Origin of the sequence: Pseudomonas sp. VD-NE ins (assembly GCF_031882575.1) — a bacterium.
Classification (GTDB): Bacteria; Pseudomonadota; Gammaproteobacteria; order Pseudomonadales; family Pseudomonadaceae; genus Aquipseudomonas; species Aquipseudomonas fluorescens_BZ.
On the sequence record NZ_CP134772.1, the window covers coordinates 2,425,626 to 2,451,495 of the forward strand.

Sequence of the window (25,870 nt, forward strand, 5' to 3'; positions counted from 1 at the left end):
AGAACCCTGTGGGAGCTGGCTTGCCAGCGATGACGGTGGATCAGTCGACATCCTCGGCACAGACAAACCGCCATCGCTGGCAAGCCAGCTCCCACAAGGTTCTTTGGTGTTTGTGGGGGCAGAGCATCGGGTCGATATCCCCGCATCCGGGCAAACACCCAACGGTGGGCTATAACCCTATAGGGACGTATAGAGAAGTCGCCGCCATGAACATGCAGTCGAAATCGCTTCCGGTTGAGGAGGGCAATCTCCGCTTGAGCTCGCGCAAGCAGCCGTTCAACCTGCTGCGCTGGTTTTCACTCATCAGTATGGCGGTGATCGGCACTGTGGCCGTGGCGCTCGGGGCGGTGTCGACGCGGTTCGTGATTGAAGAAAGCGTGCAGCGCGATGCCTTGCTCACGGCGCAGTTCATCCAGGCCATCGCTTCGGCCGAAGTGCGCCATGTGTCCATTCCCAACATCCGCACGATGGGCGAATTGCTCGACCCGCGTCAGGACAAGGATTTTCCCGATGTCGATCCGCAGGCCCGGGCGGGCGCGCGGGGTGAATTTCTCGACCACATCGAACACCTGCCGGACGTGATCCTCGCCAACATTTATGCGCCCGACCGCCAGGTAATCTGGTCGACCAACCCGGTTCTGATCGGTACCAGCATTCATGCCGACGAAGACCTCGATCGTGCCTTCAACGAAAAGATTCCGGTGTCGGCCAGTTATCACGACGTCGACAAGGCCCGTGAGGAGCAGAAATTCGTCATTCCGCCTGATTACATCTTCATCGAGAACTACATTCCGCTGTTCGACGCCGAGGGCAAGAATGTCACGGCGATGGTCGAAATCTACAAGGAACCGAAAGACCTGATCACACGCATGGAACGCGGCTTGATCCTGATCTGGCTGGCTACCGCACTGGGCGGCGGGCTGATTTATCTGGGCCTGTACTGGATCGTGCGGCGCGCGGCGATTCTGCTCGCCGCCCAGCAGAAACAACTGATCGCCAACGAAACCTTTGTCGCGTTGGGCGAGATGTCCTCAGCTGTAGCGCACAGTTTGCGCAATCCGCTGGCGACCATCCGTTCCAGTGCCGAACTGGCGCTGGAATTCGACGCCGGCCCGGCCGAGAAGAACATCAAAGACATCATTGGCCAGGTTGACCGCATGTCGAAATGGGTGCGCGAGCTGCTGCAATCGCTGCGCCCGCTCAACGATGACCCGGAACCGGTGAACCTGGTGGCCGCGCTGCACGAAAGCCTCGTGGCGTTCGAGCAACAGATCGCCAAGGCCGGGGTCAGGGTGGTGTTTCATCCGCAAAATACGCCAATGGTCCTCAGTCAGCCGGTGCAACTGACGCAGATCCTCAACAGCCTTTTGGCCAATGCCCTGGAAGCGATGGACAAGGGCGGCACGCTGACCGTCAGCCTGGAACCGAGCGAAGACCGTGGTGTGTGCGTGGTGCTCAGCGACACCGGCAAAGGCATGAATGAAGAGCAACGCACCATGGCGTTCCGGCCGTTTTTCACCACCAAGTCCGGTGGCCTCGGTGTCGGCCTGGTGCTGGTCAAACGCATCATGGAACGCTTCGGCGGCGGCGTGACCCTCGACAGCCGCGAAGGCGAGGGCACCACCGTTCGTCTGGCCTTCCAACTCGTCCCCTGATTCACACATTCCCCCTGTAGGAGCTGCCGAAGGCTGCGATCTTTTGATCTTGATCTTAGAAACCAAGATTGATCGTTCCCACGCTCTGCGTGGGAATGCCTCAAGGGACGCTCCGCGTTCCAATGGGCGCAGAGCGTCCCGGGCTGCATTCCCACGCAGAGCGTGGGAACGATCAACGCGGCCCGAGCCTTCGTCAGTTGGTACGCAAGTTTATAAACGCCGCAAAAATTTATGAACTTCCCCCATCAGTGGGTGTCAAGCCCCGGTCACCGGGGAGTGGGGAAACCCACAGCATCCTCAAGTCCCTGTAACAACTGGAAATAATTTCTTGGCGCACTAGTTGCAAAACACCATCACCCCTTCCTTGATGAGGCGGCTGGTGATGGACAGAACAACGCGTAACCCAAGCAATACCTTCCTGCTGACGCCGCTGAGCGTCTTTCTGATGCTGACCCTCGGCACCATGGCCGGCGTTCGCGCCAGCCCGATCGATGACGAGCGACAGCCAGAAACCTCCGACCCGTCGGCGTACTACGACGAACCGGCCGACCGCGCCGGCGCGCTCAACAACATCCTGACCCTGCCCGAGGCCAACGAAGATTCCTTCGATTTGCCCGACGGCGTCAAAGGCACTCGCGCTGAAACGCGTATCGAAAACGTCCTGCCGCCGTCCGTGCAGACCAGTTTCAACTACCCCACCAACGGCAAGCCGAGCCCGCTCTATGGCGCGCAGCCGTTCACCCAGCAGTTGACCCTGTTCGAAGAGTTCGGCCCGGAAAAACTCGACCCGACCACTCCGGCCGCGCCACTGCCATTTCCACCGGCGGCGATTGGCCCGGCACCGGCTCAGGATCCGAATAACGTCGCCCGCAGTGCGCCACCCGGTACGGCCCTCGATGCCTTCCTGCGGCAACCGGGATTGACGCCGTTCCCCAGCCAGTTCTCCAACGTGGTCGACCGCAACCCGTGGCAGGCGCAGATCGAAGTGTTCCTCAACCGCCATATCGGCTCCTCTGCCGAAGGCCGGCCACCAGGAAAAGGCTGGGCGCATCAACGCTGGAACGAGTTTTACCCGCAAGTTGCCTACAAAACCGCGCAGACCGGTGCGCGCCTCAACGGCGGCCTGCGCGACAGTCGACAAATGCACGGCTATACGATGGGCGAATTCGGCCCCGGCGGTCTGTACCACAACGTCGCTGGCGTACCGGCGACCGATGGCACTGCCAAAGGTGTCGATCCGCGTTTTCACCCGAACATGCCGGTGCAAAACCACAACGCGGTGTGGACCTTCGACGGCACGCTGCCGCCGAAACTGTTGATGGTGCGTTACGGCCAACCGGTGATGATGCGCCACTACAACGGCTTGCCGATCGACCCATCGGCCAACCGTGGTTTTGGCCTGCACACCATCAGCACCCACGAGCACAACGGCCACGCGCCAGCGGAAAGCGACGGTTATGCCAACGCCTTCTTCTTTCCGGGGCAGTTCTACGACTATCGCTGGCCGATCCAGCTCGCCGGTTACGACAGCATCAACACCAAGGCCGAAGACCCGCGCGCGGCGTTCCCCTGCGCACCGGGTGAAACCCTGTGGGTCAACGACCTCGCACCAGCGAAAAAGACCTGCGACAACGGCACCATCAAGATCCGCGGCGACTGGCGCGAAACCATGAGCACTCACTGGTTCCACGACCACATGCTCGATTTCACCGCGCAGAACGTCTACAAGGGCAACGCGGCGATGATGAACTACTACAGCGCGCTGGATCGCGGTAACGAGTCGGTGAACGACGGCGTCAACCTGCGTCTGCCCAGCGGCAGCGCCTTGCCGTGGGGCAACCGCGACTACGACGTCAACCTGGTGTTCGCTGACAAGGCGTGGGATCAGGAAGGTCAGTTGTGGTTCAACCCGTTCAACACCGACGGCTTCCTCGGTGACCAGGTCCTGGTCAACTGGCAGTGGAAACCGACCCTCGATGTACGCGCACGCAGCTATCGCTTCCGCATCCTCAACGGCTCGGTGTCGCGCTACTTCAAACTGGCGCTGGTGCGGGAAATCAAAGGCAGCGGTGGCGAGTTTCAGGGGCCGAAAAACTCCGGCGTAACCTACAGCCGCGTGCCGTTCCACATGATCGCCAACGACGGCAACATCATGGAGCACAGCGTACCGTTCGACGGCAGCATGGACCTCGACGCCGACGGCGATAAACAGAACCACAACGCGATCCTGCCGACCCAGGGCATCGCCGAGCGCTTCGACATCATCGTCAACTTCTCGAAAAACGGCATCAAGCCAGGCGACAAGCTGTTCTTCGTCAACCTGCAGGCCCACGACGACGGCAAGGGACCCAAAGAGGTCATTCCGTTGGGCGACATCCTGTCGGAAAAATACCTGGCAGTGATCAAGCAGACCAGCAAAGGCCCGCAGTGGGACAAAGGCGATCCGGCGGTGGGCAAGGTCTTGCAGCTCAACGTCAAGGCCTACACCGGTCAGGATCTGGCGATGAACCCGGCAGCCTACGAACCGGCGAAACCGGGCAAGGCTGAGGGGCTGGTGATGATCCCGCTGAAGCTCCACCGCGACAACGTCGCCGATAAAGCCGTGCTGGCCAAGGCTCGCCACCGCACCTTCACCTTCGGCCGTTCCGACGGTACCGATGAAGCGCCGTGGACGGTCAAGACCGATGGCGGTTTCGGCTTTCACATGGACCCGCGTCGCCTGAACGCTTCGACGCAACTGTCCAGTGGCCCGACCGATGCCGGTGTCACCGGGTTCGGCACCCTCGAAGTGTGGAACATCAAGGCCGGCGGCAAGGGCTGGAGCCACCCCGTGCATGTGCACTTCGAAGAGGGCATCATCCTCAGCCGCGGCGGCAAGGCACCGCCAGAGTGGGAAAAATGGGCGCGCAAAGACGTCTACCGGATCGGTTCCGAAGCCGATGGCCTGGACAGCGTCGAGATGGCGATCAACTTCCGCGAGTTCGCCGGGACGTACATGGAGCACTGTCACAACACCCAGCATGAGGACAACTCGATGCTGCTGCGTTGGGACCTGGAAAAACCCGGTCAGCTGCAACTGATGCCCACCCCATTGCCGAGCTGGGACGGTGTGCGCTACGTCAACTCCGCCGCGCTGCCAACCTTCCGCAACGGTGACGGTATGGGCCCTCAAGTGGTGGTCAAGCCATGAACCGCCGGCACGGCGATCGCCCCGTGCATACCTCGCGCTCCCGGGCGCTGGGCATGCACCTGGTGCTGATGCTGGTGGCCTGTGTGCTCGGCAGCCGCGTGCTGCTGGCGCACCAGTCCAGCGTCGGCGAACCGCCTGCGGCCAGTGAATCCGCCACCCCGTGGGGTGGCGACTATTTCCCCAACACCTTGCTGACCGATCAGGACGGTCGGCAGGTGCATTTCTTCGATGACCTGATCAAAGACAAAGTGGTGGTGATCAACTTCATCTTCACCTCGTGCAGCGATTCCTGCCCCTTGGAAACCGCGCGCCTTCGCCAGGTGCAGAAACTGCTCGGTGATCGGGTCGGCCAGGACATCTTTTTCTACTCGATCAGCATCGACCCGATCAGCGACACCCCCGAAGTGCTCAAGGCCTATTCGCAGCGCTTCAAGGTCGGTCCCGGCTGGAAGTTTCTCACCGGCGAATTCGAAGACGTCACCGACCTGCGCAAGAAACTCGGGTTGTTCATCGAAGGCGTCGACAACGGTCGCAGCAAGGATCACAACCTCAGCCTGATCGTCGGCAACCAGACCACCGGGCGCTGGATGAAAGCCTCGCCGTTCGAAAACCCGTGGATCCTCGCCGATCAACTGGCCAACACCTTGCAGAACTGGAAGCAGCCGAGCATCGAAGAAAGCTACGCCAACGCCCCGGACATTCGCCCGCCGAGCAATGGCGAAGAACTGTTCCGCACCCGCTGCGCCTCGTGCCATAGCCTCGGCCCAATGGATGGGCAGGGCCTCGGCATGCGCAGCATCGGCCCCGATCTGATTGGCGTAACGCGTAATCGAGATCCGAAATGGCTGAACCGCTGGATTCGCGAACCGGATCGCCTGCTCGCGGAAAAAGACCCGATTGCCCTGCAACTGTACGAACAGTTCGAGCGAATCCCGATGCCCAATCTGCGCCTCGACGAGCAATCCGCGCAGTCGATCATCGATTTCCTCCGTGATGAAACCGAGCGTCAGCAACCGTCTACCCCGGCCGTCGCCGACGGCGCTTTGACGCCAGTAAAACCGGGCGATCCAGCCGCGACGGTGAGTCAGATGCGGTAGCGGCGAAATAGCATCATTGAACCGTGTGTCGTGGTCAGAGCCACCTACACTGATGGCTGTAACTGGCCCGATACAAAAACTCCAGGGCACTCCCATGCAGCGACTGGAAGCACAAAAAACATCTGCGCCGGACACGCCGGCGGCAATGGGCAAGAGTTGGCGCGAACAGTTCAATCTGCTGCGCTGGTTCTCGCTCGCGAGCTTTTTCATCATTGCCGCCGTGGCAGTAGGCCTCGGTTATATCTCCACGCGTTTCGTCGTCACCGAAAGCGTTGAGCGCGATGCGTTGCTGACCGCGCAATTTGTTCAGGCCATCGGCGCGGCGGAAATACGCCACGCCGGTATCACCACGGCGCGGACCATGGGTGAAATGCTCGACCCGCGCCAGGACAACAACTTTCCCGACGTCGATCCGGGCGCCCATGCGGCGGCCCGCGCCGAGTTTCTCGACCACGTTGAGCACCTGCCGGACGTTCTCCTGGCCACGGTGTATGCGCTGGATCGCACGGTGATCTGGTCGACCAATCCGGAACTGATCGGGGTCAAATTCGAGGATGACGACGAGCTCGACGAGTCGTTCGAGATGAAAGTCGCGGTGTCCTCCAGTTACCACAAGATCGACGATGAGAAACCCGAGCAGCAGTTGCTGCGCGAACCGAAATACCTGTTCATCGAGAACTACATCCCGATGTTCAACGCCGATAAAAGCAAAGTCATCGCCATGGTCGAGATCTACAAGGAGCCGGCGGATCTGGTTGACCGCATCGACCGTGGGTTCGCCTCGATCTGGGCGGCGACGTGTTTCGGTGGCGCGGCGATCTTCCTCGCCTTGTTCTGGATCGTCCGCCGCGCGGCGAAACTGCTGCAGAGCCAGCAGCAACAATTGATCAGCAACGAAACCTTTGTCGCCCTTGGCGAGATGTCGTCGGCGGTGGCGCACAGTCTGCGCAATCCATTGGCAACCATTCGCTCCAGCGCCGAACTGGCCCAGGAAATCGCCAGCCCCGGCGCGCAGCGCAACATTGGCGACATCATCAGCCAGGTCGATCGCATGTCGCGCTGGGTGCGCGAATTGCTGGTGTCGCTACGGCCGATGAATGACGACGGCGAGGCGGTGGATCTGGTCATGGCGGTCGAAGACACCTTTGGCGCCTTCGAAGCATTGATCAAACGCTGCAATGTCGAAGTGCGATTCAGTCCGCAGAATTGCGCGCCGGTCGTCAGTCAAAAGGTGCTACTCACGCAAATCCTCAATAGCCTGTTTGCCAACGCCCTCGAAGCCATGCCCAAGGGCGGTGTGCTCAGCGTCGAATTCGAATCGCCGCAACCTGACCGCGTGCGCCTGACCGTAAGTGACACCGGCAAGGGCATGAGCGCGCAGCAGCAACTGTTGGTGTTCAAACCGTTTTTCACCACCAAACAGGGCGGCCTCGGGGTTGGTCTGGCGTTGGTCAAAAGAATCATGGAGCGTTTTGAAGGTTCGGTCGTGCTGACCAGCCGCGAGCAGGAAGGAACCCGCGTCAGTCTCAACTTCAAAGTGGCATCGGGAGGGGAATATGGAACACAGCATTCTGCTGGTCGAGGATGACGAACTGCTGGCCGAGAATATTCAGACCTACCTGGAGCGCAAGGACTTCGAGGTGACCGTCTGCCATTCGGCCGAAGACGCGTTGGCGCAACTGGAAACCTTCATGCCTGACATCGTGCTGACCGACAACTCGCTGCCGGGCATGAGCGGCCACGACCTGATCCAGAAGCTGCGCATCAGCGCGCCGGATCTGAAAGTGATCATGATGACCGGCTACGGCAACGTCGAAGATGCCGTGGTGGCAATGAAGGAGGGCGCCTTTCATTACGTCACCAAACCGGTCGCGCTGCAGGAGCTCAAACTGCTCCTCGACAAGGCCCTGGCCACTGAACGAATGGAGCGCACGCTGTCGTTCTATCAGGAACGCGAAGCGCAAAAATCCGGGGTGCAGGCGCTGATTGGCGACTCGGCGCCGATGCAATACCTGAAGAACACCATCGGCCAGTTGCTCGACGCCGAGCGACGCATGGCCAACACCGATCTGCCGCCAGTTTTGGTCGAAGGCGAGACCGGCACCGGCAAGGAGCTGGTGGCTCGTGCGCTGCACTTCGACGGCCCGCGCAGCAAAGGTCCGTTCATTGAATTCAACTGTGCGTCGATCCCGTCGAATCTGGTCGAGTCGGAGCTGTTCGGGCATGAGAAAGGCGCGTTCACTGACGCCAAGGATCGCCGGGTCGGGCTGGTGGAAGCGGCGGATGGCGGCACGCTGTTTCTCGATGAGATTGGTGAAATGGACCTGCTGTTACAGGCAAAGATTTTGAAGTTGCTGGAGGACCGCACCATTCGCCGGGTCGGCTCGGTGAAGGAGCGCAAGGTCAATCTGCGGGTGATCAGCGCGACCAATTGCAACCTTGAGCAGATGGTGCAGCAGGGTAAATTCCGTCGCGATCTGTTTTTCCGTTTGCGGATCATTTCGATCAAAGTGCCGCGCCTGTTTGCCCGGGGCGACGATATTTTGCTGTTGGCGCGGCACTTCCTCGCCAGTCATGGCAAACGCTATGGCAAACCGAATCTGCATTTCAGTCAGCAGGCTGAGGAGTTGCTGCTCAGTTACACCTGGCCGGGCAACGTGCGCGAATTGCGCAACATGCTTGAGCAGACCGTGTTGCTGGCGCCGAGCGACACCATCGCCGCGCATCAGCTCAATGTGTGCATGAGCCTGGTCGACGAGCCGCCGCTGCATATTCATGAAGCACCGATGCACTACGAACCGCGTCCGGCGAGCAACACCGAATCGATGAACCTGCCGGAAGTCGAACGCGACATGGTGCGCAAGATGCTCGACAAGACCGACTGGAACGTCACCAAGTCCGCGCGCCTGCTGGGCCTGAGCCGCGACATGCTGCGCTACCGCATCGAAAAACTCGGCCTGGCCCGCCCCGACAAACGCCAGTGGTAAAAATGCAGATGTCCAAGTCGATACCCCCCCCCCTGTGGGAGCGAGCTTGCTCGCGAAAGCGGTGGATCAGTCACTTTGATGTTGGCTGAAACACCGCATTCGCGAGCAAGCTCGCTCCCACAGGGTTTTGTGGTGTCTGGTTAATACTTGGTCGTCAGAATCAATGCTGCTGCCGACTCAAACACTCCAGCAAACAACCCGGATCCAGCACCTCGTCATTCACATAAATCCCGCGCTCGGCATCGTACGTGCGGATAAACACCCGCACCGTCGCATCCGCCACGGTCGGCAGTTGCGAATCGTAGAACTCATGGTCACCCGGGATCACCACAAAATCCTGTGGCGCCGTATCGTCGTAAGGTTTGGGCGGCGTGGAACTCAGTGAATACGGGGCAGGGTGGGCGAAGGGCTGGTTGGGCCCGTAATAATTGAAATTGCTGTCCAGCGCTTGCGCCTGTGTGGCAGCAAGTAGACAACCAGTCAACAACAGCCGAGCGAACATATGCATGGCGGCACCTGCGAGTGCGGTTTTCCCCAAGGCTATTAACTATAGCTGCCCGACATTCAAACAACCGGGTGATTGATCACATGCTCCGGTTGTGCGCAGGCCTTGAGCACATAGCCGATTGCGCGAAGAAACTCTTCGTTATCCCCATTTGCAAGAACCTGAGACATGTATTCGTTGATGGCTTCGTCACTGTCCAGCAGTGCTATCACGTCGAAATTCGTCAAAGTCTGGCTCATGGTTAAGCCTCCTTAGCCATTTTTGTGCGCGTCGGATGACTGCGCTTTGTGAGGGTATCCACGTGAGCAGAGTTGAATAGTCAGCCGTGTCCTTTATCTGTTTTGATAATTCGCCGACATTTGTAGGCAAGAACATCCTGGTATGTAGGAGCTTACAAGTTTGCAACAACCGCAATTGACGGGCTGATCTAGACTCGGATCCGCTCAATCACGAGCATCGTCCGGAGTGCGCCATGGAAGTGCCCAACAATAAAACCGCCATCGAGAGCAATCGACAGGCGTGGAACGATTCCGCCCGCCATCATCAGGATTCGCTTGACTGGCAGGCTTTACTCGGCGAGGTCGCGCAGACGGATTTCTCTTGCCTTGACGAGACCCTGAGCGGGTTGCTGGAGGTTGACGGTAAAGAGGTGATTCAACTGGGCTGCAATAATGGCCGTGAGAGTCTTTCACTGTTTGCGCTCGGTGCCAGAAGCGTGGTCGGTGTCGATCAATCGGCAGCGTTTCTTGAACAGGCCCGCGAGCTGAACAAGCGTTCACCGCACAACGCCGAGTTCATCGAAAGCGATATCCATCATTTGCCAGCGTCCTTGCACAATCGCTTCGATGTGGCGCTGATCACCATCGGTGTTCTCAACTGGATGCCGGACATCGGCGAGTTCTTTCGCCATGTCGCCTCGACCCTGAAACCGGGTGGCAAACTGGTGATCTACGAAACCCATCCGTTCCTGGAAATGGTCGACCCGGATGCGGAAGATCCTTATCGCCTCGCCAGTTCCTACTTCCGCGCCGAGCCGTTTGTGCAGGAAGAGCCGATCGTCTATGTCGGCAAGGTTGAGCAGCAGTCGGCAAAGTCGTATTGGTTCGTGCATAACCTTGGCGCCATCTTCAGCGCTGCGATTGCGGCGGGACTGAATATTGCGCATTTCAAGGAATATGCGCATTCGAATCGGGAAGAGGTGTATGACCGGTATTTGAATCAGGAAGCGCAGATGCCGATGTGTTTTACCCTTGTCGCCATCAAGACCTGAATGCTTCAGTGAGTCGACTGCTCCCACATTGGCTCTGCGTCATACACAAACCCCTGTAGGAGCTGCCGAAGGCCGCGATCTTTTGACTTTGAAGATCAAAAGATCGCAGCCTTCGGCAGCTCCTACAATGGTATTCGGCGCGCAGCAGATCCCCTGTGGGCGAGCTTGCTCGCGAAGGCGGCCTCATGACCGCCACCACCTTTCAGAGTTGAATCAAGCCTGCGCCGCCGCACTCACCACCGGCCGACCTGGTTTGCGCAGCGGTTCCAGCCGCGAACCCTCATACCGCGTTTCGCGGAAAAACTTCCACCGACCGAACAGGCAATACACGTGCATCACACGACCCTGTTCGTGGTAGCCCATGCGGATATGCAGCTTCAGCGCCGGAATATTGTGCGTCTCGCAAACATCCACCACCTTGTCGCAACCCTGCGCCGCCATCGCCTCCCACAGCGCCACCTGCACGTCCACCGACAGGCTGCTGCCGAAATACGCACGGGTCATCTCGCCGCCGAATTCAAAGAACTCGCCGGGCTTCACCGGGAAGGTGCAGCCGTAATAGTGACGGTCGTGATAATCACGAATGCTGCCCCAGATAAACGCGACGGCATGGCCGTCGGCATCAAGGTACATGTGCCCGGTGTGACCCTCAGTGGCCAGCTCGGCCATGGTCTCGACGCGGTCACCGAAATGCTTGCTGAACGCGATGGCATTCTCCGGGGTGATATCGACTTTGCGCAGGCCCTCGTAAGGGCGCAGTTTGTGCGGTGGCACCGGGCTGACCAGGTCACGCTCCATCCACAACAGCTCCCAATGGAAGAACACGTAGCGTTTCCACAACGTGCCGAAGGTGCGGCCGAGGCCTTTTTGCCGGATGCGTTCTTGTAGTTTTTCGATGATGCTCATGCTGCCCTCCGTGGCCGAAGCCCGGGTGTTGTGGATGGTGCTTTGGTGGGTATAGATCACCCGTGCAAATTCATTTCAAAGTGCCATCTTCGAAAGTATTGCAAGGTATGTAACTCAGTCGAGTGCTGTCGCACCGCGTAGAAAATCCTTGTTCAGATCGGTGTAGGAAACCCGTGGAATACCCGCCAGCCGCAGCTCTAACACGCGGTTCAGGGATTGCTCGGGGTTGAGATAGGCGTCACCAAAATCGGCGCCGAGTTGTGTCGGGTGGGCGACGATTTCCAGCACGCCGTCGGTCGGCGCGCTGCCGTTGTGCAGATCGATTGGCGTGCACACGTAGTCGGCGGTGACACCGGCCAGATTCTGCAAACGCCAATTGAGCAACCCCTTGAACACGCGCTTGGGCAGATTGAGGTTCTGCCCCAGGTTGCGCGCCAGTCGTACCGGCACCCCTTGATGCGCGGCAAACCGCGCGACAATCTCGCCGATCGGCCAGATGTTGTGCACGTGCTGATGCGAATCGATATGGCTGGGACGCATGCCGTGATCGACGCAACGCTGCCACTGCGCCTGCAATTCTTCGCGTACCGCCTCGCGATCCTCGCGGCCCAGCCAGAAACTGTGGCGCGGCAGGCTGAGGTCAAACACGCCGAAGTCATCGCAAAAGGTGCGACGCGCCAGAATCCCCTGGCTCAGTGGTCGTCCGTAAGTCAGGTTGAAGTGCAGTCCGACCCGACCTTGCAACGTCGGATGCCGCGCCATGGCACACGCCGCTTCGAACGCCGGCATGTTGGCCATCGCGGTGGCAGAACTGATGACCCCAGCCTGAAACGCGGCGAAGATCACCGAGTTTTCGTTCGGACTGAGGCCGAAATCGTCAGCGTTGACTATGACTTGGCGAGGCATGTTCGCCCTCCGTGGTGATCGCGACAGGTTTCAGTACAGGTTTCGCTGGTTCGGCACGAAGTGCCCGCCAGGTCTGCACGTGTGGTTTGAGTCGATGCCACAGGCGCAAACCCAGACCGAGGAGGAGGCCACTCGGGCGCCAGGAATAAAAACTCCAGCGCCAGTGCTCCAGTTGCCCGGTCATGCGCTCGTGCAGTTGATGGCTGGAGTTTTCCAGGCTGACCCGCGAGGCATCGATCCAGCGCCAATTGTCGTCGAGTCCCCAACGAATCCATTCCTCCAGCAACACCCGGCCGCTGCCCAAGTCGGCGTATTGCGGCAGGAAGGCGAGGTTGTAATCGTAGAGTCGCCCCTGTTCGAGCAGGCCGAGACGATAGCTGATGCAGCGCCCGTTCAACTCCAGCGTCACGACCCGTACCAGGCCTTGGCCGGCGAGGGCGGTGAAGGCGCGTTCGATCAGTTGGCGGCTGCGTTCGCTGGCGAAAATCCCCACACCTTCATCGCCTTTCCAGCTCACCGCTTCGACTTCGCTGATGACCTGCAACAGCGGCCCCATGCTCATCGCGTCGGGAACGATGCGCCGCACCTCGGCACCGCACGCGGCAATGCGTTTGCGCGCCCGGCGTAGCTTGTAACGCGGATCGCCGGAGACCTCCTGATGATCGGCCTCGCTGATCAGATGCACCGGCACCCGACAACTCAGCCGTCGCTCACCGGTGGAGCTGCGCGCCATCCACTCGGTGAGCGCGCTTTCTTCACCGGCAGGCTCGGATAATTCGTTCAGCTGCAACAGCGCGTGGGGCAGGCGTTGGCGAATCACGTTCAGCGCCTGACGCATGTCTTCGCTGCCGAGCAAAGACAACAGCGCCAAGCGATCGGCCAGCGGATATCCCAAGTGATGCAGAACCCGAAACGGCACGCCGGCAAAGCGCTCGCGACTCGCCACCAGCGGCAGACACAGACGCAATTCGTCTGCCTCCCAACCCAGCAGGATGTGCAAACGCTCACCCTCGCCAAGAGCCTGCTCGGCCGCGCACAACCAACCGAGGTGGTTGAACGGCGTGTGGTCCGTCACCCGCAGGCGCAGCGCTTCATAGGCTGCTTCCGGGAAATCGGCAGCGCACATTGATGTGCGCCATTCGAATCGCGTCACCATAAGCTCAGGCCGCCGTGGCTGTTACGGGTGGACGGGACGGTTTGCGCAGAGCATCCAGACGGGAGCCGCTGTAGCGACTTTCGCGATAGAAGCGCCAGCGACCGAACAGGGTGTACACATTCATGATGCGGTTCTGCTCGGTGTAGCCCATGCGCAAGTGCAGCTTGAGCGCCGGGATGTTGTGGAATTCGCAGACGTCGACAACCTTGTCGCAACCTTGCGCGGCCATGGCTTTCCACAGCTCCAGTTGCAGATCCACCGACAGCTCGGTGCCCCAATAGGCGCGGGTCAGCTCACCGCCGAATTCGAAGAACTCACCGGGTTTCACCGGGAACATGCAGCCGTAGTAATGCCGGTCGAAATAGTCCCGCGAACTGCCCCAGATAAACGCCACCGCGTCCCCCTGATCGTCCAGGTGCATGTGCCCGGTGTGACCTTCGCTGGCCAGCTCGGCCATGGTGCCGACACGGTCGCCGAAGTAGCGGGCGAAGGCGCTGGCGTTGTCCGCCGTGATCTTCACCACCCGCAGCGGCGGGTACGGTTTGAGGTTGTGCGGCGGCACCGGGCTGACCAGATCGCGCTCCATCCACAGCAGTTCCTGATGGGAAAAGATGTAGTGTTTCCACGCTTTTTTGACGGTGGCAGTGAGTCCTTTCTGCCGCAGGTGTTCAGTCAGTTTGCTTAGCATGTTCATGGTCTTGGCTCCTGATGACGAGGCATCGCGCGGCCACAGGCCTGCGCGGCTGAACATCAACGGACGGTTCATGAAGCGTTCCAGCCGAGGGCGAACAGGGTTTGCCCCGGCAGCTCGAAACGCACACGCCCGTCCTGGCAGGTAAACGGCGCGTCGCGACTGCGATTGTCGGCACCGAAGTAGCGCAGGGCGCCGTTGTTCAGCGGACACTTGGCGCCGGCCAGGTCTACACGTTGCAGCCGAGTGCCTTTATTTACCCCGAGCAAGCCGCGCTGATCGTCGCCGGCCATCGCCAGCACATCGACTTCAAAGGCATCGTTTTCCAGCCACAGCACCTGATGCAGCCAGTGTTGGGCAATGAACTGCTGGGCCAGACCAACGGGTTTCAACTCGAAGCGTTGCTCATCGGCCGAGACCCGCAACATGCCCTTGGGATACTGCGGCTCATCGGCAGCCTGAAACCAACTGAGCATGCTCAGCAAGCCGTCCTGCGAAGCGTTGATCACCACCGACGCCCACCACAGCGAAGCGTAGTGGGTTTCCTGGTCGTAGGGGCTGAGGCTGGAGCCGCTGGACATGTTGGTCTGGTCGAGCAGCAAGGCTTTGCGCGGCTGCCCCTTGCTGTCGAGGCCGACCAATTCAGCAGCGCGGCGCACGCTGTCGCGGTAGACACGGGTGGCGAGCAAATCGCGGATCATCCATTCGTGCCACGCCAGTGCATCGACCTGATCGCCGGATTCGCTGAGTAAACGCCGCGCCCAATCAATCCCGCGCTTGTCTGCCGCGTTGTTGGCAAACGGCCCGTTGACCAGTCGCGAACTGGCCGGCATGGCAATGCGCACGCCAGCCTTGGCATTCGCCGGATCGCTGCGCACCTGGCGGGCCATGCTGGCGAAAATCGCTTGATACTGCGCGTAGCTGGAATAGTTGAGGTTCGGCTCGTCGGCAAAACCAATGTAGTGCGTGCCTTTGCCGCCCAGCGTACGCGTGCTGGCCAGCCATGCTTCGAGGCCGCTGTTGCTTTGCACATCGGCGCGCAGATCGGCCTGACGCTGACTGCCGGCCAGCAGGGTGATGTCCTGTTTGATGCCGAAACGATCCTGATAGACCTGGCGGAACGCGTCTTCGAAATGCGCATTCTTCGCCGTCACATCAACAAAGCTGTAATAACTTGCGGCGGTCGGTTTCAGCGCATCGAGCGCGGCATGACTGGCGGGCGGCGGCATCATGTAGGGCAGGGCAATGCCCAGATCCGGCGTGCGTCCGAGGATTTTGTCGTGCAGGACCAGACGCGTCTGGCCGGCGTCTTCACGCAGCGGTTTCAGTTGCTGCGGATTTTGTGCAAACAGATTCGCCGTTCCATCGAGCCAGAACGCCACTTTGCCGCTGCCTTGCAAACGCAGACGCCAGATCTGTTCTCGCTCACTGACGGGAAGGGCGACCTGATCGAACTGCCAATAAGCACGATAGGGTTTCAGCGCCAATGTCAGTTGCTGCTCATCGCCGACCCGCTGCGCCTGCAAACCACTGACACCACCATGAAACTTGCCCGCCAGCACCGCGTGTTCACCTGGCGCAACCTTGAAATACAACTCGTCGCCGTTGCGGGTGTCCACGCTGAAATGCACTTTCGCCGGCGCGAACAACGCGACCGTGCGCTCGTCGTGTTCGACGCGATAATTGCGAAAGCTGTAGCCGGGAATTTCCAGCCGATAACTGCTCGCCCCGGGCAGCAATGGCCAGCTCTGACTGCCACGCACTTCACTGGCCTTGATAAACCGATCGCCCGCCAGTTTGCCCTGACCATCGAGCAGATACAGATGCTCTTCATTGGCCTCGGCCTGCCACGCTGGTGTCCAGCGTACAGTCACTATGTCCGGGCGATCCGCTTGCAGGTACAAGCTGCCGTCGCGAATGTCGCCCCAACGCATCGACGCCGCGAAGCCGTCCAGCGACAGGCCGAGACCGACCAGCAAGACCAGGCCTTTCATGCGGTTTTCCGGCGTTGCAACATCAGCCACATCGGCGTGACGTCACGGGGCAGGATGATCAAGGTTTGCCAGAACGGCACGCCGCTCAGACGGCAGTAAAGCACCAGCATCGCCACGGTCACCGCCAGATAAGCAATCGACGAAGCCGCCGCGGCGCCGACAATCCCGTAGGCGGGAATCAACACAAGGTTCAGCGCCAGATTCAGCAGTGCCCCCAGCCCCATCAGCAACGACACCGTGCCTGGGCGATTCTTGCCGAGCAGGTCCAGACGCAAAATGCTCGCGTAGCACAGGCCCAACAGTCCCGGCAGTAATGCGAGCAGCGCTGGATACGCCGGTTGATACGCCGCACCAAACAAGGTGACGATCAGCCATTCACCAATCACCGCCATGGTCAGGCAAGCGCCAAGCATCACCGTCGCGGTCAGGCGCAGGGCCAGCGGCGTGACCTTGTCCATGCCTTCGTCCTGTTGGAGCAGGCGCTTCATCAGCGGTGTGGTCACCGCTTCCGGGACGATCAGCAGCAGCTCGGCGGCCGCGCTGGCCATGGCGTAATGACCAAGGGCGGTGCTGCCGAGCAGGGCGCCGATAAACAGATAATCCGAGCGCAGGATCACTTGCTGGAACAGCAGGTCCGGATGGCTGCGCGCGCTGTAGCGCAGCAGTTCTTTCTGGCTGGCACGGTCCCATTGCAACTGCAACGGTTGCGCGCGTTTAAGCCAGACCCAACCGACCAGCACCACCAGACTGATGCCGGCCAGCCAACTGATCAACGCTGCTTCGAGGGCGGCGCTTTTCCACATCCAGAACAGCGCGAGAAACAGCAACAGCGGCGCCAGCGATTCGACCAGACGCAAGGCGTTGAACGCAACCACGCCGCCCGAGGCGTTGTGCAGCGTCAGCAAGCCGCTTTTCAGTACGGTCAGCGGGACCGCCAGCAGCAACAGCCAGGCGAGCAAGCCAAGTTGCACCGTCACATCCAGCTCAGTGCCGAATTCGCGCACCAACGCCACCACCAGCAAGGTCAACAGCGCCGCCAGCAAACAGCCGAACACCAACACCTGACTGAGCAACAAGCCCATCGGCCGTTGCTTGGCCGCCTGATAACCGACCGCCGAATTCAGCCCGCCACTGGTGGCGGCGCTGATCAAGTCCGGCAACGTGCTGAGCAAGGCAAACAAGCCACGTTCACTTGGCCCGAGTATCCGCGCCAGCAGCACATTACGCAGCAAACGCAGGGCGATCATCGCCAGTTTGGTGCCCATGCTCAGCGCCAGATGCTTGAGGTAGTTGCCTCGGCTCATGGCCGCGCCCCGCGAAAAATCCGCCACGACAGCAACTCCGGATTGCGCGCGGCGCGCTGGCTGACGCCGAAGCGCGGCAGGTTCAGCGGATTGCCTTCACCGCGATAAATACCGGTGCCGGTGCCGAGCGCAAAGGGATAGTCATGGCTGGCGATCTGTTGGCGCACGCGGTCATCGTTGTCGCCATTGGGGTAGCAATACACCGGCAATGGCCGGTTGCAGCCGTTGTGCAGGGCATCGCGGCTGCGGCTGATTTCTTCGCCCAGGCGCACATCGTCGAGGCCGGTGAGGATGGCGTGACTGGCGCCGTGCGGGCCGAAACGCACGAGGCCGGAGGCTTCCAGCGCGCGCACCTGATGCCAATCCAGCGCCTGCGGTTGCGACTCTTGCGGGCATTCATCGGTCAGCCGTTCCAGCTCCTGCGGGTCAATCGACTTCAGACTTTGCAGGTAATGCAGCAGCGCCAGGCTGCGACGGTCGACGTCGATGTCATCAAGCAGCACCGGCAACGGGTGATGCAGGGCATGGAGACATTCGATCAGATGCATCCGCGCCTTGTCGCCATGGCTGCCCCACAGGGTTTCACCGAGGCTTTCCCACCAGAAGCGCTGACGGCTGCCGATGAAATCGGTGGAAAGAAAAATGCTCGCCGGCACTTGATGCTTCTGCAGCAGCGGAAAAGCGTTGACCGCGTTGTCGCGCCAGCCATCGTCGAAGGTCAGAGCCACTCGTGGGCGCTCGGTGCGCAGCGAATTGGGCTGAAGGATTTCCATCAGCGGTACGCAATCGAAATGTTTGCGCAGCCACACCAGCAAATGCTCGAAGGCTTTCGGCCCGACGCACAGTTCGTTGCGGTGCGGCAGGTCGGCGGCGCGGTCGTTCGACAGCACCCGATGCAGCATCAGAATCACCCCGGCGCCCTGCAACTGGTTGCGGCCCATGGACGAGTTGAGATAGAGCCAGCCACTGGTGCGTTTTAGTAATTGTTTGATCGCCATGGCTTCGCTCCTCTTAACGGTTCTGTTCCGGATTCCACTGGGCATACCGCTGACCGCGCAGGAACTGCCACAGGCCAAGACTCATCCCGGCGAGGGTCACCAGCAGAAACGCGGCGAGGCGGAAGGGTTTCGGCAAGCGGTGTTGCGAATCCAGCAAACCGGCAATCGCCACGGCATAGCCGAACAGTTGCGCGATCAGGGCCAGGCGATAGAAACCGTGGTCTTCCCACAGCCAGAAGTTGCTCAGCAGCAGCGGCAGCAACAGGACCGGCGCGAGACGGCGGATCAGTTTGTGGCTGATCAACGCGATCGAATACAGGCCATATTTCAGCGGATTGAGCAGTTCGCGGCGCTGGGCGAGGCTTTGCAGGCCGCCGACGGTGACGCGCTGACGGCGGCGGAATTGCTTGTCGGCCTCATCGACACCGTGATCGATCACTTGCGCTTCCGGCACATAGACGATGCGTTTGTGCGCGACCGGCGCGCAGGTGCTGATAAAGAAATCGTCGTTGACCTCGGCCGGTACGTTCTGGAACAACTCGCGGCGCAGGGCGAGCAGGGCGCCGTCGGCGGAGACCATGCAGCCAGTGCGGTTCTCGACCCGGCGCAGCCAGCCTTCGTAATGTCGATAGAGGCTGTCGCCGACGCTCAAGCCGCCGCCGGTGACCGGAATCACCATGTGCCCGGCACAACCGCCGACATTCGGATCATTCAGCGGCGCCAACAGGTAACCGAGGGTTTCGCGCGACCATTGGTTGTCGGCGTCGGTGAACACCAGAATGTCGCCGGTGCTCAGCGCTACACCCGCATTCAGCGTTGCGGCTTTGCCCTGGCGCGGCAGGTCGAGCACGGTGATACGCGGGTCAATGACCTTGTGTGCGCACGCGACCGTGTCATCGGTCGAACCGTCACTGGCGAGAATGATCTGCAGCGAGGCCGGCTGATAATCCTGCGCCAGCAACGTACGCAACTTGTGCTCGATATGCCGCGCTTCGTTATGCGCAGCAATCACGATGCTGATGTTCAATGGCGGCGCTGGCGTGTGGCGCCAGGCCGGGAACAGCGGCGCCAGAATCGTCAGCAGCAGCGGGTAGCCAATATAGGCGTAGACCGGCAGCAACAGGCACATCCAGAAAATGAATTCAGCCACGGGCAGGCCTCCTGGCGTTCCAATGACACAGACTCAAAATGAACGCGGCGCCGGCCAGGTGCAGACGCACCCAGTGCAGGCCCCACAGTTGCAGGGTCAGGCTGATGTCCCGGTGTTTGGCGCTTTGGCGCAGGCTGAGGACCAGTCCCGGTATCAGTGTCAGCATGACCATGACGGCCGCATGATGCGGAAAGCCGTCGAGCAGCGCCGAGATCGCCAGAAAATCCAGCAACCACACCAGCAGCGACAGCATCGGAAAACGCAGCAGGCGCAGGCTGAAACCGTGGGTGCGCAGCAGTTGCAGGTGACTGCCCTGACGCCACATCTCTTTGCCCATCCACTCGCGCCAGTTCATTTCGTAACCCCAATGCAGGGCGACGTTGTCATTGATCGACAGCAGCCGCGCACCCTGTTCGTGCAGGCGCAGGGTGAATTCCTTGTCTTCGCCGGTGCGCAGGCTTTCGTTGAAACCGCCGACCTTGTCGAACCAGCCTCGGCGCATCAGCAGGTTTGAGCTGGGCAGCCAGTCAACGACGTGGGACGCCTGCGACGACGCGCGCGCGGTGCGGCGTTGCCAGGCTGTGGCGTACCACGGCGCTTCGGCGGGGGTGTGCAGATCAAGGCCGAAGACATCGGCCTGGCCGCTGGCCTCAATGTCGAACAACGGCTTGAGCCAACTCTCCGGCATTTCAATGTCGGCGTCGATGAAGGCCAGCCATTCACCCGTTGCGATGGCCGTGCCGCGATTGCGCAGGGCGCCGATCAACAAACCCGGCTGCACCAGCACCTGCGCGCCGAACTGGCGGGCGATGTGTGGTCCATGATCGGTCGAGCCGTTGTCGACCACGATCAACTCGCACTCGACATTGGCCGCGTGGGCAGCTTTTTGCGCGGCAAGCAAGGTGCGGCCAATGTGCCGGGCCTCGTTGAACATCGGGATGACGATGCTGATGCGGCTCATGCCTTTGCCTCCGTGCTCAGGGGCGCCTGCTCGGCTTTCAGGCGCAGGACGCTGGTCATGGCGAGCATGATCCACACGTATTTCTGGTTCGGTGCGCTGAGGAACATCAGGAACAAGGTCAGCGACAGGAAGCTCACACCGAGGTGGGTCATCATGTCGGCCTGATGCCATTCGCGGCGCAACATCCACGCGGCACGTGCGCGAATCAGGTTGTACAGACCGAGGCCGAGCATGCCGACGAACAACAGCCCGGCGGGTACTCCCAGCTCACTGAAGATTTCCAGATAGGTATTGTGCGCGCGACGATAGAGGTCGCCGATTTTGCGGTTGGCCGAAAACGCCTTGGCGTAACCGGTGGTCGCGTAGTGCAGCGGGAAGGTGCCGGGGCCGGAACCGAGCAGCGGGTTCTCGCGGATCATCTGGCTGCCGACCACGATGTACGACGCACGACGGCCGAGGGATTCGTCGTTGTGGCCCTTGGCGCCAGCGCTCAACACACTCAGCGACTGGATACGCGCGAGATACCCGGCGGGCATTGCGTAGATCGCCAACGGAATCACGATGGCCGCGCCGAGCATGGCGAAACCCAGATGCCGTGGCCGAATACGGGTCAGTTGCGTGCGGTAGTGCCAGCAACCGATCAGCAGGCTCAAGGCCAATACCACCAGACCCGAGCGCGATTCGGTTTTGGTCATGCCGCCGAGTAACAGCAAGCAGCAACCGCCCCAGAACAAGCGGTGCAGCAGGTTAGGACTGCGGATTACCAGCAACAGACCCATCGGCACGGCAAAAGCAATCAATAGGGCGAACGCGTTGGGGTCTTCGAGCAAACCGGCGGCGCGGCCCTGATCCTGGAATTTGGTCGAGAACATCGCCATAGCGCAGGTAGTGCTGACGGCGAGGGTGACCAGACGGGCAAACAGATCAAGGTTCAGCTCGCGGCCGATCAGCAGGGTGATGACAAACAGAATCAGGCCGACGCTGAGTTCACGCAGATGGCCGAGCGACATGCCCATGTCATCGGTGTTGAGCAGGCTCAGGAAGTACAGAACCATGAACCACACGAGGTAGCGCCAGATATTGCTGCGCAGGCGCTCCGAGGGAATCTGGTGCAACGCCAGTTGCAGCATCAGGATCACCGCCAGTGAAGCACCGATGAGCTTGCTGCCGGAGAACGACGTGTCTTTGAAAAAGCCTTCGAACGGCACCAGTGCGGCAATGCCGAGCAAACCCCAGGTCGGCTTGCGGTACAACACCGCAAAACCCACCAGGCCCAGCACCGCCCCCGGCGCCAGAAACGGATAAGGGCTGGCCAGCAAACCGATGCAGACCAGACCGAGCAGACTGACGATCGAGAGCGGGAAAATCATGCGCGTGCCTCCCGTGCCGTGCGGATGTACAGCTGCGACCAGCGTTCGGCCAGAGCCTTGAGGTCGTAGCGATCCTGTTGCGTGCGTTTTGCGTTGTCGCGCAGTTGCCGGGCCAGCTTCGGCTCGCTCAGCAGGGTGTCGAGCTGGCGGGCGAGGGCGGCGCAGTCGGCCGGTGTGGCGAGTAGGCCGTTGTGCCGGTGTTCGAGCACATCGGGAATGCCGCCGACGCCGAACGCCACCACCGGCACGCCCGCCTGCATGGCTTCAAGCAAAATCATTGGTGTGCCTTCGGTGCGCGAGCTGATCACCAGCGCATCGAGTTGCCGCCACCACGGTTGCATGGCGATCTGATAACCGGGCAAACGAATCCGTTGTTGCAAACCGGCGTTGTCGATTCGTACCTGCAACGCCTCGCGTTCCGGGCCATCGCCGAGCATCACCGCGTCCAGTTGCGGATGCTGATGACACAGCGGGATCAAGGCATCAAGAAACAGATCCGGGCCTTTCTCGCTGCTCAAGCGGCCGACGTAACCGGCCAGCCAGCGTTGCCGATCCGCATCCGGCACCAGCGCCGCAGCGGCTGGCAAACCATTGGGGATCACCTGCAACTTCTCCGCGCGGACGCTGGCCTGACGGTGCAGCACCGCGATGCTTTCCGCCACGCAGACCACTCGATCCACAGACGCGGTGCGGCACAGTTGCAGGCTCAGCCAGGTGTAGAACTTCTGCTTGCGACTGCGCGGTGTGAAGCCGTGCTGGGTAATCACCAGCGGCAGGCGCAAGAATGTCGCGCCAACCCAACCGAACAACAGACCTTTGAAATTGTGCGTATTGATCAGCGGTTTTTCACTGCGACGCTGGCGTAGATGCCGGAGCAATTCCCCCAGCCCGGCACAGCCGCGACAGTCCACCCCGGCCTCGCGAAAGCGCGCGATCAGTGCTGGCGGCGCGTCGAGGAACAGCACCTGATGCTGCCCCGGCGTCGCCAGACAATGATCCAGCAACATGCGCTCGGCCCCATAGAAGCCGCCGCTGCTGAGCAAATGAATGATCGGCAGCGCGGCAGTCGGGGAGGATGCGGTGCTCAATTGCGCACCCAGTGCAGGAAGCTTGGCACTGTCCAGTTCTTGTGCGGATTGCTCGGCAGCGCGTTCTGGTCGTTGATCACCAACAGCACCGGCAGACCCAGTTCGTGGCTGATTTGCGCCGGGTGTTTGAAGCGGTGATCGAAGAACTCACGCACGTAGACCAGGGCAATAGCCAGCAACAACCCGGTGAACAAACCGAATGGAATGATCAGGCCCGGTTTCGGGAACGCTGCTTCGGTCGGTTCGAACGGCGGGCTGAGCACTCGGGCGTTGGACAGATCGTCGTTGAGCGCGCCAGTAGTGCTGCTTTCGGCAAACCGCTGAGCGTAAGTCGAGAACGCGGCGTGCAGCGCATCGATTTCGGTGTCCATCTGCCGCAGCTTGCTTTGCGTCTGCTGCAACTCGTGGATGCGGTTCTTGAACTCGGCGATGCGCGCGGTTTTCTGATCGATCACCTGCTTGACCACCGCCAGATCATTAGTGCGTTCCTGGATGCGGTTGCTCACCACTTTGAGGAACTGGCCACGGGTGCGGGCAATCTGCTCGCGGGTCAACAGCATCGGCTCGCTGCCAGGCTGGAACACTGCCAGGTCATTCATGTAGCGGCTGACCTGGGTGGTCAGTTGCTCGCCCATCTGTTTGATTTCCCGATCTTCGAACGCCACGTTGTCGACGGTGGTGGTGAAGGTGTAGGGGAAGGTGTAGTCGTTGAGCTTGTTATTGCTGGCGGCGGCCAGCGCGGTTTTCAGGTATTCGAGCCAGCGCTGGCTCTGCAACAGGCGATCCTGATACAGGTTCAGGGCTTGCTCTTCGGTGTTGATCGCGTTGAGACGGAAGGTGATTTCTTCCTTCGGATCCGACGAGCCGACACTTTCCAGCAAGGCTTGGCGATTGCCTTCCAGGCCATCGAGGCGCACTTGATAGAGGTGCTTCTTCGACTCATAAAACGACTGCGGCAAGTCGATCGACTGCAAAGCCTGACGGCTGAACAGATAGTTCTGCAGCAAGGCTGAAACAAACGTTGTGCCCTGATGCGGATCGGGGAAGCTGTAGACGATCGAGATCACGTTGGAGCCGGGCAGGGTCTCGATTTTCAGGCTGTCGATGGCTTGTTGAGTCAGCGCGTCGAGCGCGGTGTCACGCACCGGATCGGTTTCCAGCCCGAGCAGGTTACGCACCGGGTTGATCACGTACTGGCGCAGCGGCGAACTGACGTAGCGCTTGAACGGCTCGGCCACCAGTTTGCTGAAAATGCCCGGCGAAGGCGTGTATTCGCCCTTGTCGCGCAGTTCGCTGATGGTCTGGCGGATCAGCGCCGGTGAACGGAGGATGTTGCTTTCCGTTTCCATGTCCGCCAGCGATGGCGGAATGAACGTGGCGTTGTCCACCGTGAGCGACGTGGTGGCGTCACCCTGGGAGAGTTTTTTCGACTGCACGATGACCTGCGCGGTGATATCGAAGCTCTGTTTGAGCACCAGCGGCAGGAGCAGGGCGATGACTGCAAAGATCAGGAAGACCCGTTTCACCAGTTGCTTGTTGGCGAAGAAGATCCTGAAGAACTCATGCAGGTAGTTTTCCTTTGGATTCATGTCGGTCACCTGAGAGTCAGTTGTTGTTGCTGTCTTTGTTGTCGACGCGGTAGCCGAAGCTGAACCCGACGCCCTGGAACAGCACCACGTCGGCGAGTTGGCGGGCGAGTTCGCCGGCGCTGGCCAATTTGGTTTTTGGCACGAACAGCATGTCGTCCGGTTGCAGGTAAGCGATTTGCGAGGCATCGCCGGACAAGGCTTTTTCGACGTCGTAATGCACCGCCTGCACCTGATTGCCGTTGCGGCGCATGATCACTACCGAATCCAGACGCGCCTTGACGTTGGTGCCACGGGCCAGGGTCAGCGCTTCAAGCACCGACACCGGCCGGCGGATCGGGTAGGACCCCGGTTGACCGACTTCGCCCAGCACATAGATTTCGTTGCCGGCGGTGGATTTCAGCAGCACGTCCACGGTCATCCGGCCCGGCAGTTGCGCGTATTTCTGGTTGAGGAAGGTTTCCAGTTGATTGACGGTCATGCCTTGCAGCGGCACGGCGCCGATTTCCGGGAAACTCGCGTAGCCGTCAGTGCCGACGGTGATCTCGCGGCTCATGCCGGTGGCCGGGTGGTTCAGCGCGCTTTTCAGGTTCTGCTCATTGGTCAGCGGGCTGATGATCTGCACGGTCAACTGATTGCGGTTGGGCTGGAACAGTTGCTTGCGCTGATAGGCACGCTGGATTTCTTCACGGGCCTGGTCGCTGGTCAGCCCGGCGATTTTCACCGAGGTGTTGGCGCCCGGCAGTTCGATGGTGCCGTCGGGCAGCACCAGTTGATTGCCGTTGAGCTGGCTGGCAGCGGTGAAGTTCAGGCCGATCTGGTCACCCGACTGCACGCGGTAAGCGTCCGAGCCGCTGGTGCTGATATGGAAGATCACGTCGAGCACATCCTGCGGGCGCAGGGTCTGCTCGATCTTCGGCATGTCGGTCGCCTGGGCGTTGGCCGGGGTGGCGGTGAGAATATTCACCGGCATGTTCTGGGTTTCGGAGGTGCTCGAGCAGCCTGCAAGCGGCAGCATCAGCAGCACAAGAATCTTGGCGTTCATGGCGTCATCCT

At 60.6% G+C, this 25,870-nt stretch carries 20 protein-coding genes and 1 pseudogene; 6 read left to right on the top strand and 15 right to left on the bottom strand.

Going from position 1 to position 25,870, the window contains the following annotated elements:
- The first annotated feature begins 206 nt into the window (after positions 1–206).
- The 5 genes from RMV17_RS10640 (at position 207) to RMV17_RS10660 (ending at position 8,929) form a co-directional block, all read left to right on the top strand.
- Positions 207–1,655, top strand: coding sequence for an ATP-binding protein (locus tag RMV17_RS10640; RefSeq protein ID WP_311886466.1), 1,449 nt, complete (start codon positions 207–209; stop codon positions 1,653–1,655).
- 382 nt (positions 1,656–2,037) lie between these two features.
- Positions 2,038–4,845: a multicopper oxidase domain-containing protein gene (locus RMV17_RS10645; protein WP_311886467.1), complete on the top strand. Its 2,808-nt coding sequence runs from the start codon at positions 2,038–2,040 to the stop codon at positions 4,843–4,845.
- Complete coding sequence (locus tag RMV17_RS10650) at positions 4,842–5,942, top strand: SCO family protein (RefSeq protein WP_311886468.1); 1,101 nt, start codon at positions 4,842–4,844, stop codon at positions 5,940–5,942. The genes RMV17_RS10645 and RMV17_RS10650 overlap by 4 nt, the downstream gene beginning before the upstream one ends.
- 94 nt (positions 5,943–6,036) lie before the next feature.
- On the top strand, positions 6,037–7,530 hold the full coding sequence (locus RMV17_RS10655; RefSeq protein WP_311886469.1) for an ATP-binding protein: 1,494 nt from the start codon (positions 6,037–6,039) through the stop codon (positions 7,528–7,530).
- On the top strand, positions 7,499–8,929 hold the full coding sequence (locus RMV17_RS10660) for a sigma-54 dependent transcriptional regulator (RefSeq protein ID WP_034152579.1): 1,431 nt from the start codon (positions 7,499–7,501) through the stop codon (positions 8,927–8,929). The genes RMV17_RS10655 and RMV17_RS10660 overlap by 32 nt, the downstream gene beginning before the upstream one ends.
- 160 nt (positions 8,930–9,089) lie before the next feature.
- Here the strand turns inward: RMV17_RS10660 and RMV17_RS10665 are convergent, their stop codons facing one another.
- Positions 9,090–9,437, bottom strand: coding sequence for a hypothetical protein (locus RMV17_RS10665; RefSeq protein ID WP_034152578.1), 348 nt, complete (start codon positions 9,435–9,437; stop codon positions 9,090–9,092).
- 98 nt (positions 9,438–9,535) lie between these two features.
- Positions 9,536–9,673 (bottom strand): annotated as a pseudogene (locus RMV17_RS10670) (DNA-binding protein); the annotation flags it as partial.
- 233 nt (positions 9,674–9,906) lie between these two features.
- On the opposite strand from RMV17_RS10670, the gene RMV17_RS10675 reads away from it, so the two are divergent.
- Positions 9,907–10,704 (top strand): class I SAM-dependent methyltransferase, encoded by a 798-nt coding sequence (locus RMV17_RS10675; protein WP_311886470.1) that lies wholly within the window; start codon positions 9,907–9,909, stop codon positions 10,702–10,704.
- Positions 10,705–10,917: 213 nt separating this feature from the next.
- Here RMV17_RS10675 and RMV17_RS10680 read toward each other — a convergent pair whose 3' ends face one another.
- From RMV17_RS10680 to RMV17_RS10740, 13 genes are all read right to left on the bottom strand, one after another.
- Positions 10,918–11,610, bottom strand: coding sequence for an N-acetyltransferase (locus RMV17_RS10680; RefSeq protein ID WP_311886471.1), 693 nt, complete (start codon positions 11,608–11,610; stop codon positions 10,918–10,920).
- Between the two features lie 114 nt (positions 11,611–11,724).
- Positions 11,725–12,516, bottom strand: coding sequence for a ChbG/HpnK family deacetylase (locus tag RMV17_RS10685; RefSeq protein ID WP_311886472.1), 792 nt, complete (start codon positions 12,514–12,516; stop codon positions 11,725–11,727).
- On the bottom strand, positions 12,488–13,672 hold the full coding sequence (locus RMV17_RS10690) for a GNAT family N-acetyltransferase (protein ID WP_311886473.1): 1,185 nt from the start codon (positions 13,670–13,672) through the stop codon (positions 12,488–12,490). The genes RMV17_RS10685 and RMV17_RS10690 overlap by 29 nt, the downstream gene beginning before the upstream one ends.
- Positions 13,673–13,676: 4 nt before the next feature.
- On the bottom strand, positions 13,677–14,366 hold the full coding sequence (locus tag RMV17_RS10695) for a hypothetical protein (protein ID WP_034152911.1): 690 nt from the start codon (positions 14,364–14,366) through the stop codon (positions 13,677–13,679).
- Between the two features lie 68 nt (positions 14,367–14,434).
- Positions 14,435–16,357 carry a hypothetical protein gene (locus RMV17_RS10700; protein WP_311886474.1) on the bottom strand — a complete coding sequence of 641 codons (1,923 nt, stop codon included), beginning with the start codon at positions 16,355–16,357 and terminating at the stop codon, positions 14,435–14,437.
- Entirely contained in the window at positions 16,354–17,661 is a 1,308-nt protein-coding gene (locus tag RMV17_RS10705) for an oligosaccharide flippase family protein (RefSeq protein ID WP_108227218.1), read from the bottom strand. The genes RMV17_RS10700 and RMV17_RS10705 overlap by 4 nt, the downstream gene beginning before the upstream one ends.
- Positions 17,658–18,659 (bottom strand): polysaccharide deacetylase family protein, encoded by a 1,002-nt coding sequence (locus RMV17_RS10710; RefSeq protein ID WP_108227203.1) that lies wholly within the window; start codon positions 18,657–18,659, stop codon positions 17,658–17,660. Before RMV17_RS10710 ends, RMV17_RS10705 begins: the two co-directional genes overlap by 4 nt.
- Positions 18,660–18,672: 13 nt before the next feature.
- On the bottom strand, positions 18,673–19,809 hold the full coding sequence (locus RMV17_RS10715) for a glycosyltransferase (protein WP_311886475.1): 1,137 nt from the start codon (positions 19,807–19,809) through the stop codon (positions 18,673–18,675).
- On the bottom strand, positions 19,802–20,770 hold the full coding sequence (locus RMV17_RS10720) for a glycosyltransferase (RefSeq protein WP_311886476.1): 969 nt from the start codon (positions 20,768–20,770) through the stop codon (positions 19,802–19,804). The genes RMV17_RS10715 and RMV17_RS10720 overlap by 8 nt, the downstream gene beginning before the upstream one ends.
- Complete coding sequence (locus tag RMV17_RS10725) at positions 20,767–22,140, bottom strand: O-antigen ligase family protein (protein WP_311886477.1); 1,374 nt, start codon at positions 22,138–22,140, stop codon at positions 20,767–20,769. Before RMV17_RS10725 ends, RMV17_RS10720 begins: the two co-directional genes overlap by 4 nt.
- On the bottom strand, positions 22,137–23,228 hold the full coding sequence (locus tag RMV17_RS10730) for a glycosyltransferase family 4 protein (RefSeq protein WP_311886478.1): 1,092 nt from the start codon (positions 23,226–23,228) through the stop codon (positions 22,137–22,139). The genes RMV17_RS10725 and RMV17_RS10730 overlap by 4 nt, the downstream gene beginning before the upstream one ends.
- On the bottom strand, positions 23,225–24,817 hold the full coding sequence (locus RMV17_RS10735; RefSeq protein WP_034152567.1) for a GumC family protein: 1,593 nt from the start codon (positions 24,815–24,817) through the stop codon (positions 23,225–23,227). Before RMV17_RS10735 ends, RMV17_RS10730 begins: the two co-directional genes overlap by 4 nt.
- 16 nt (positions 24,818–24,833) lie before the next feature.
- Entirely contained in the window at positions 24,834–25,859 is a 1,026-nt protein-coding gene (locus RMV17_RS10740; protein WP_034152566.1) for a polysaccharide biosynthesis/export family protein, read from the bottom strand.
- Between the last annotated feature and the right edge of the window lie 11 nt (positions 25,860–25,870).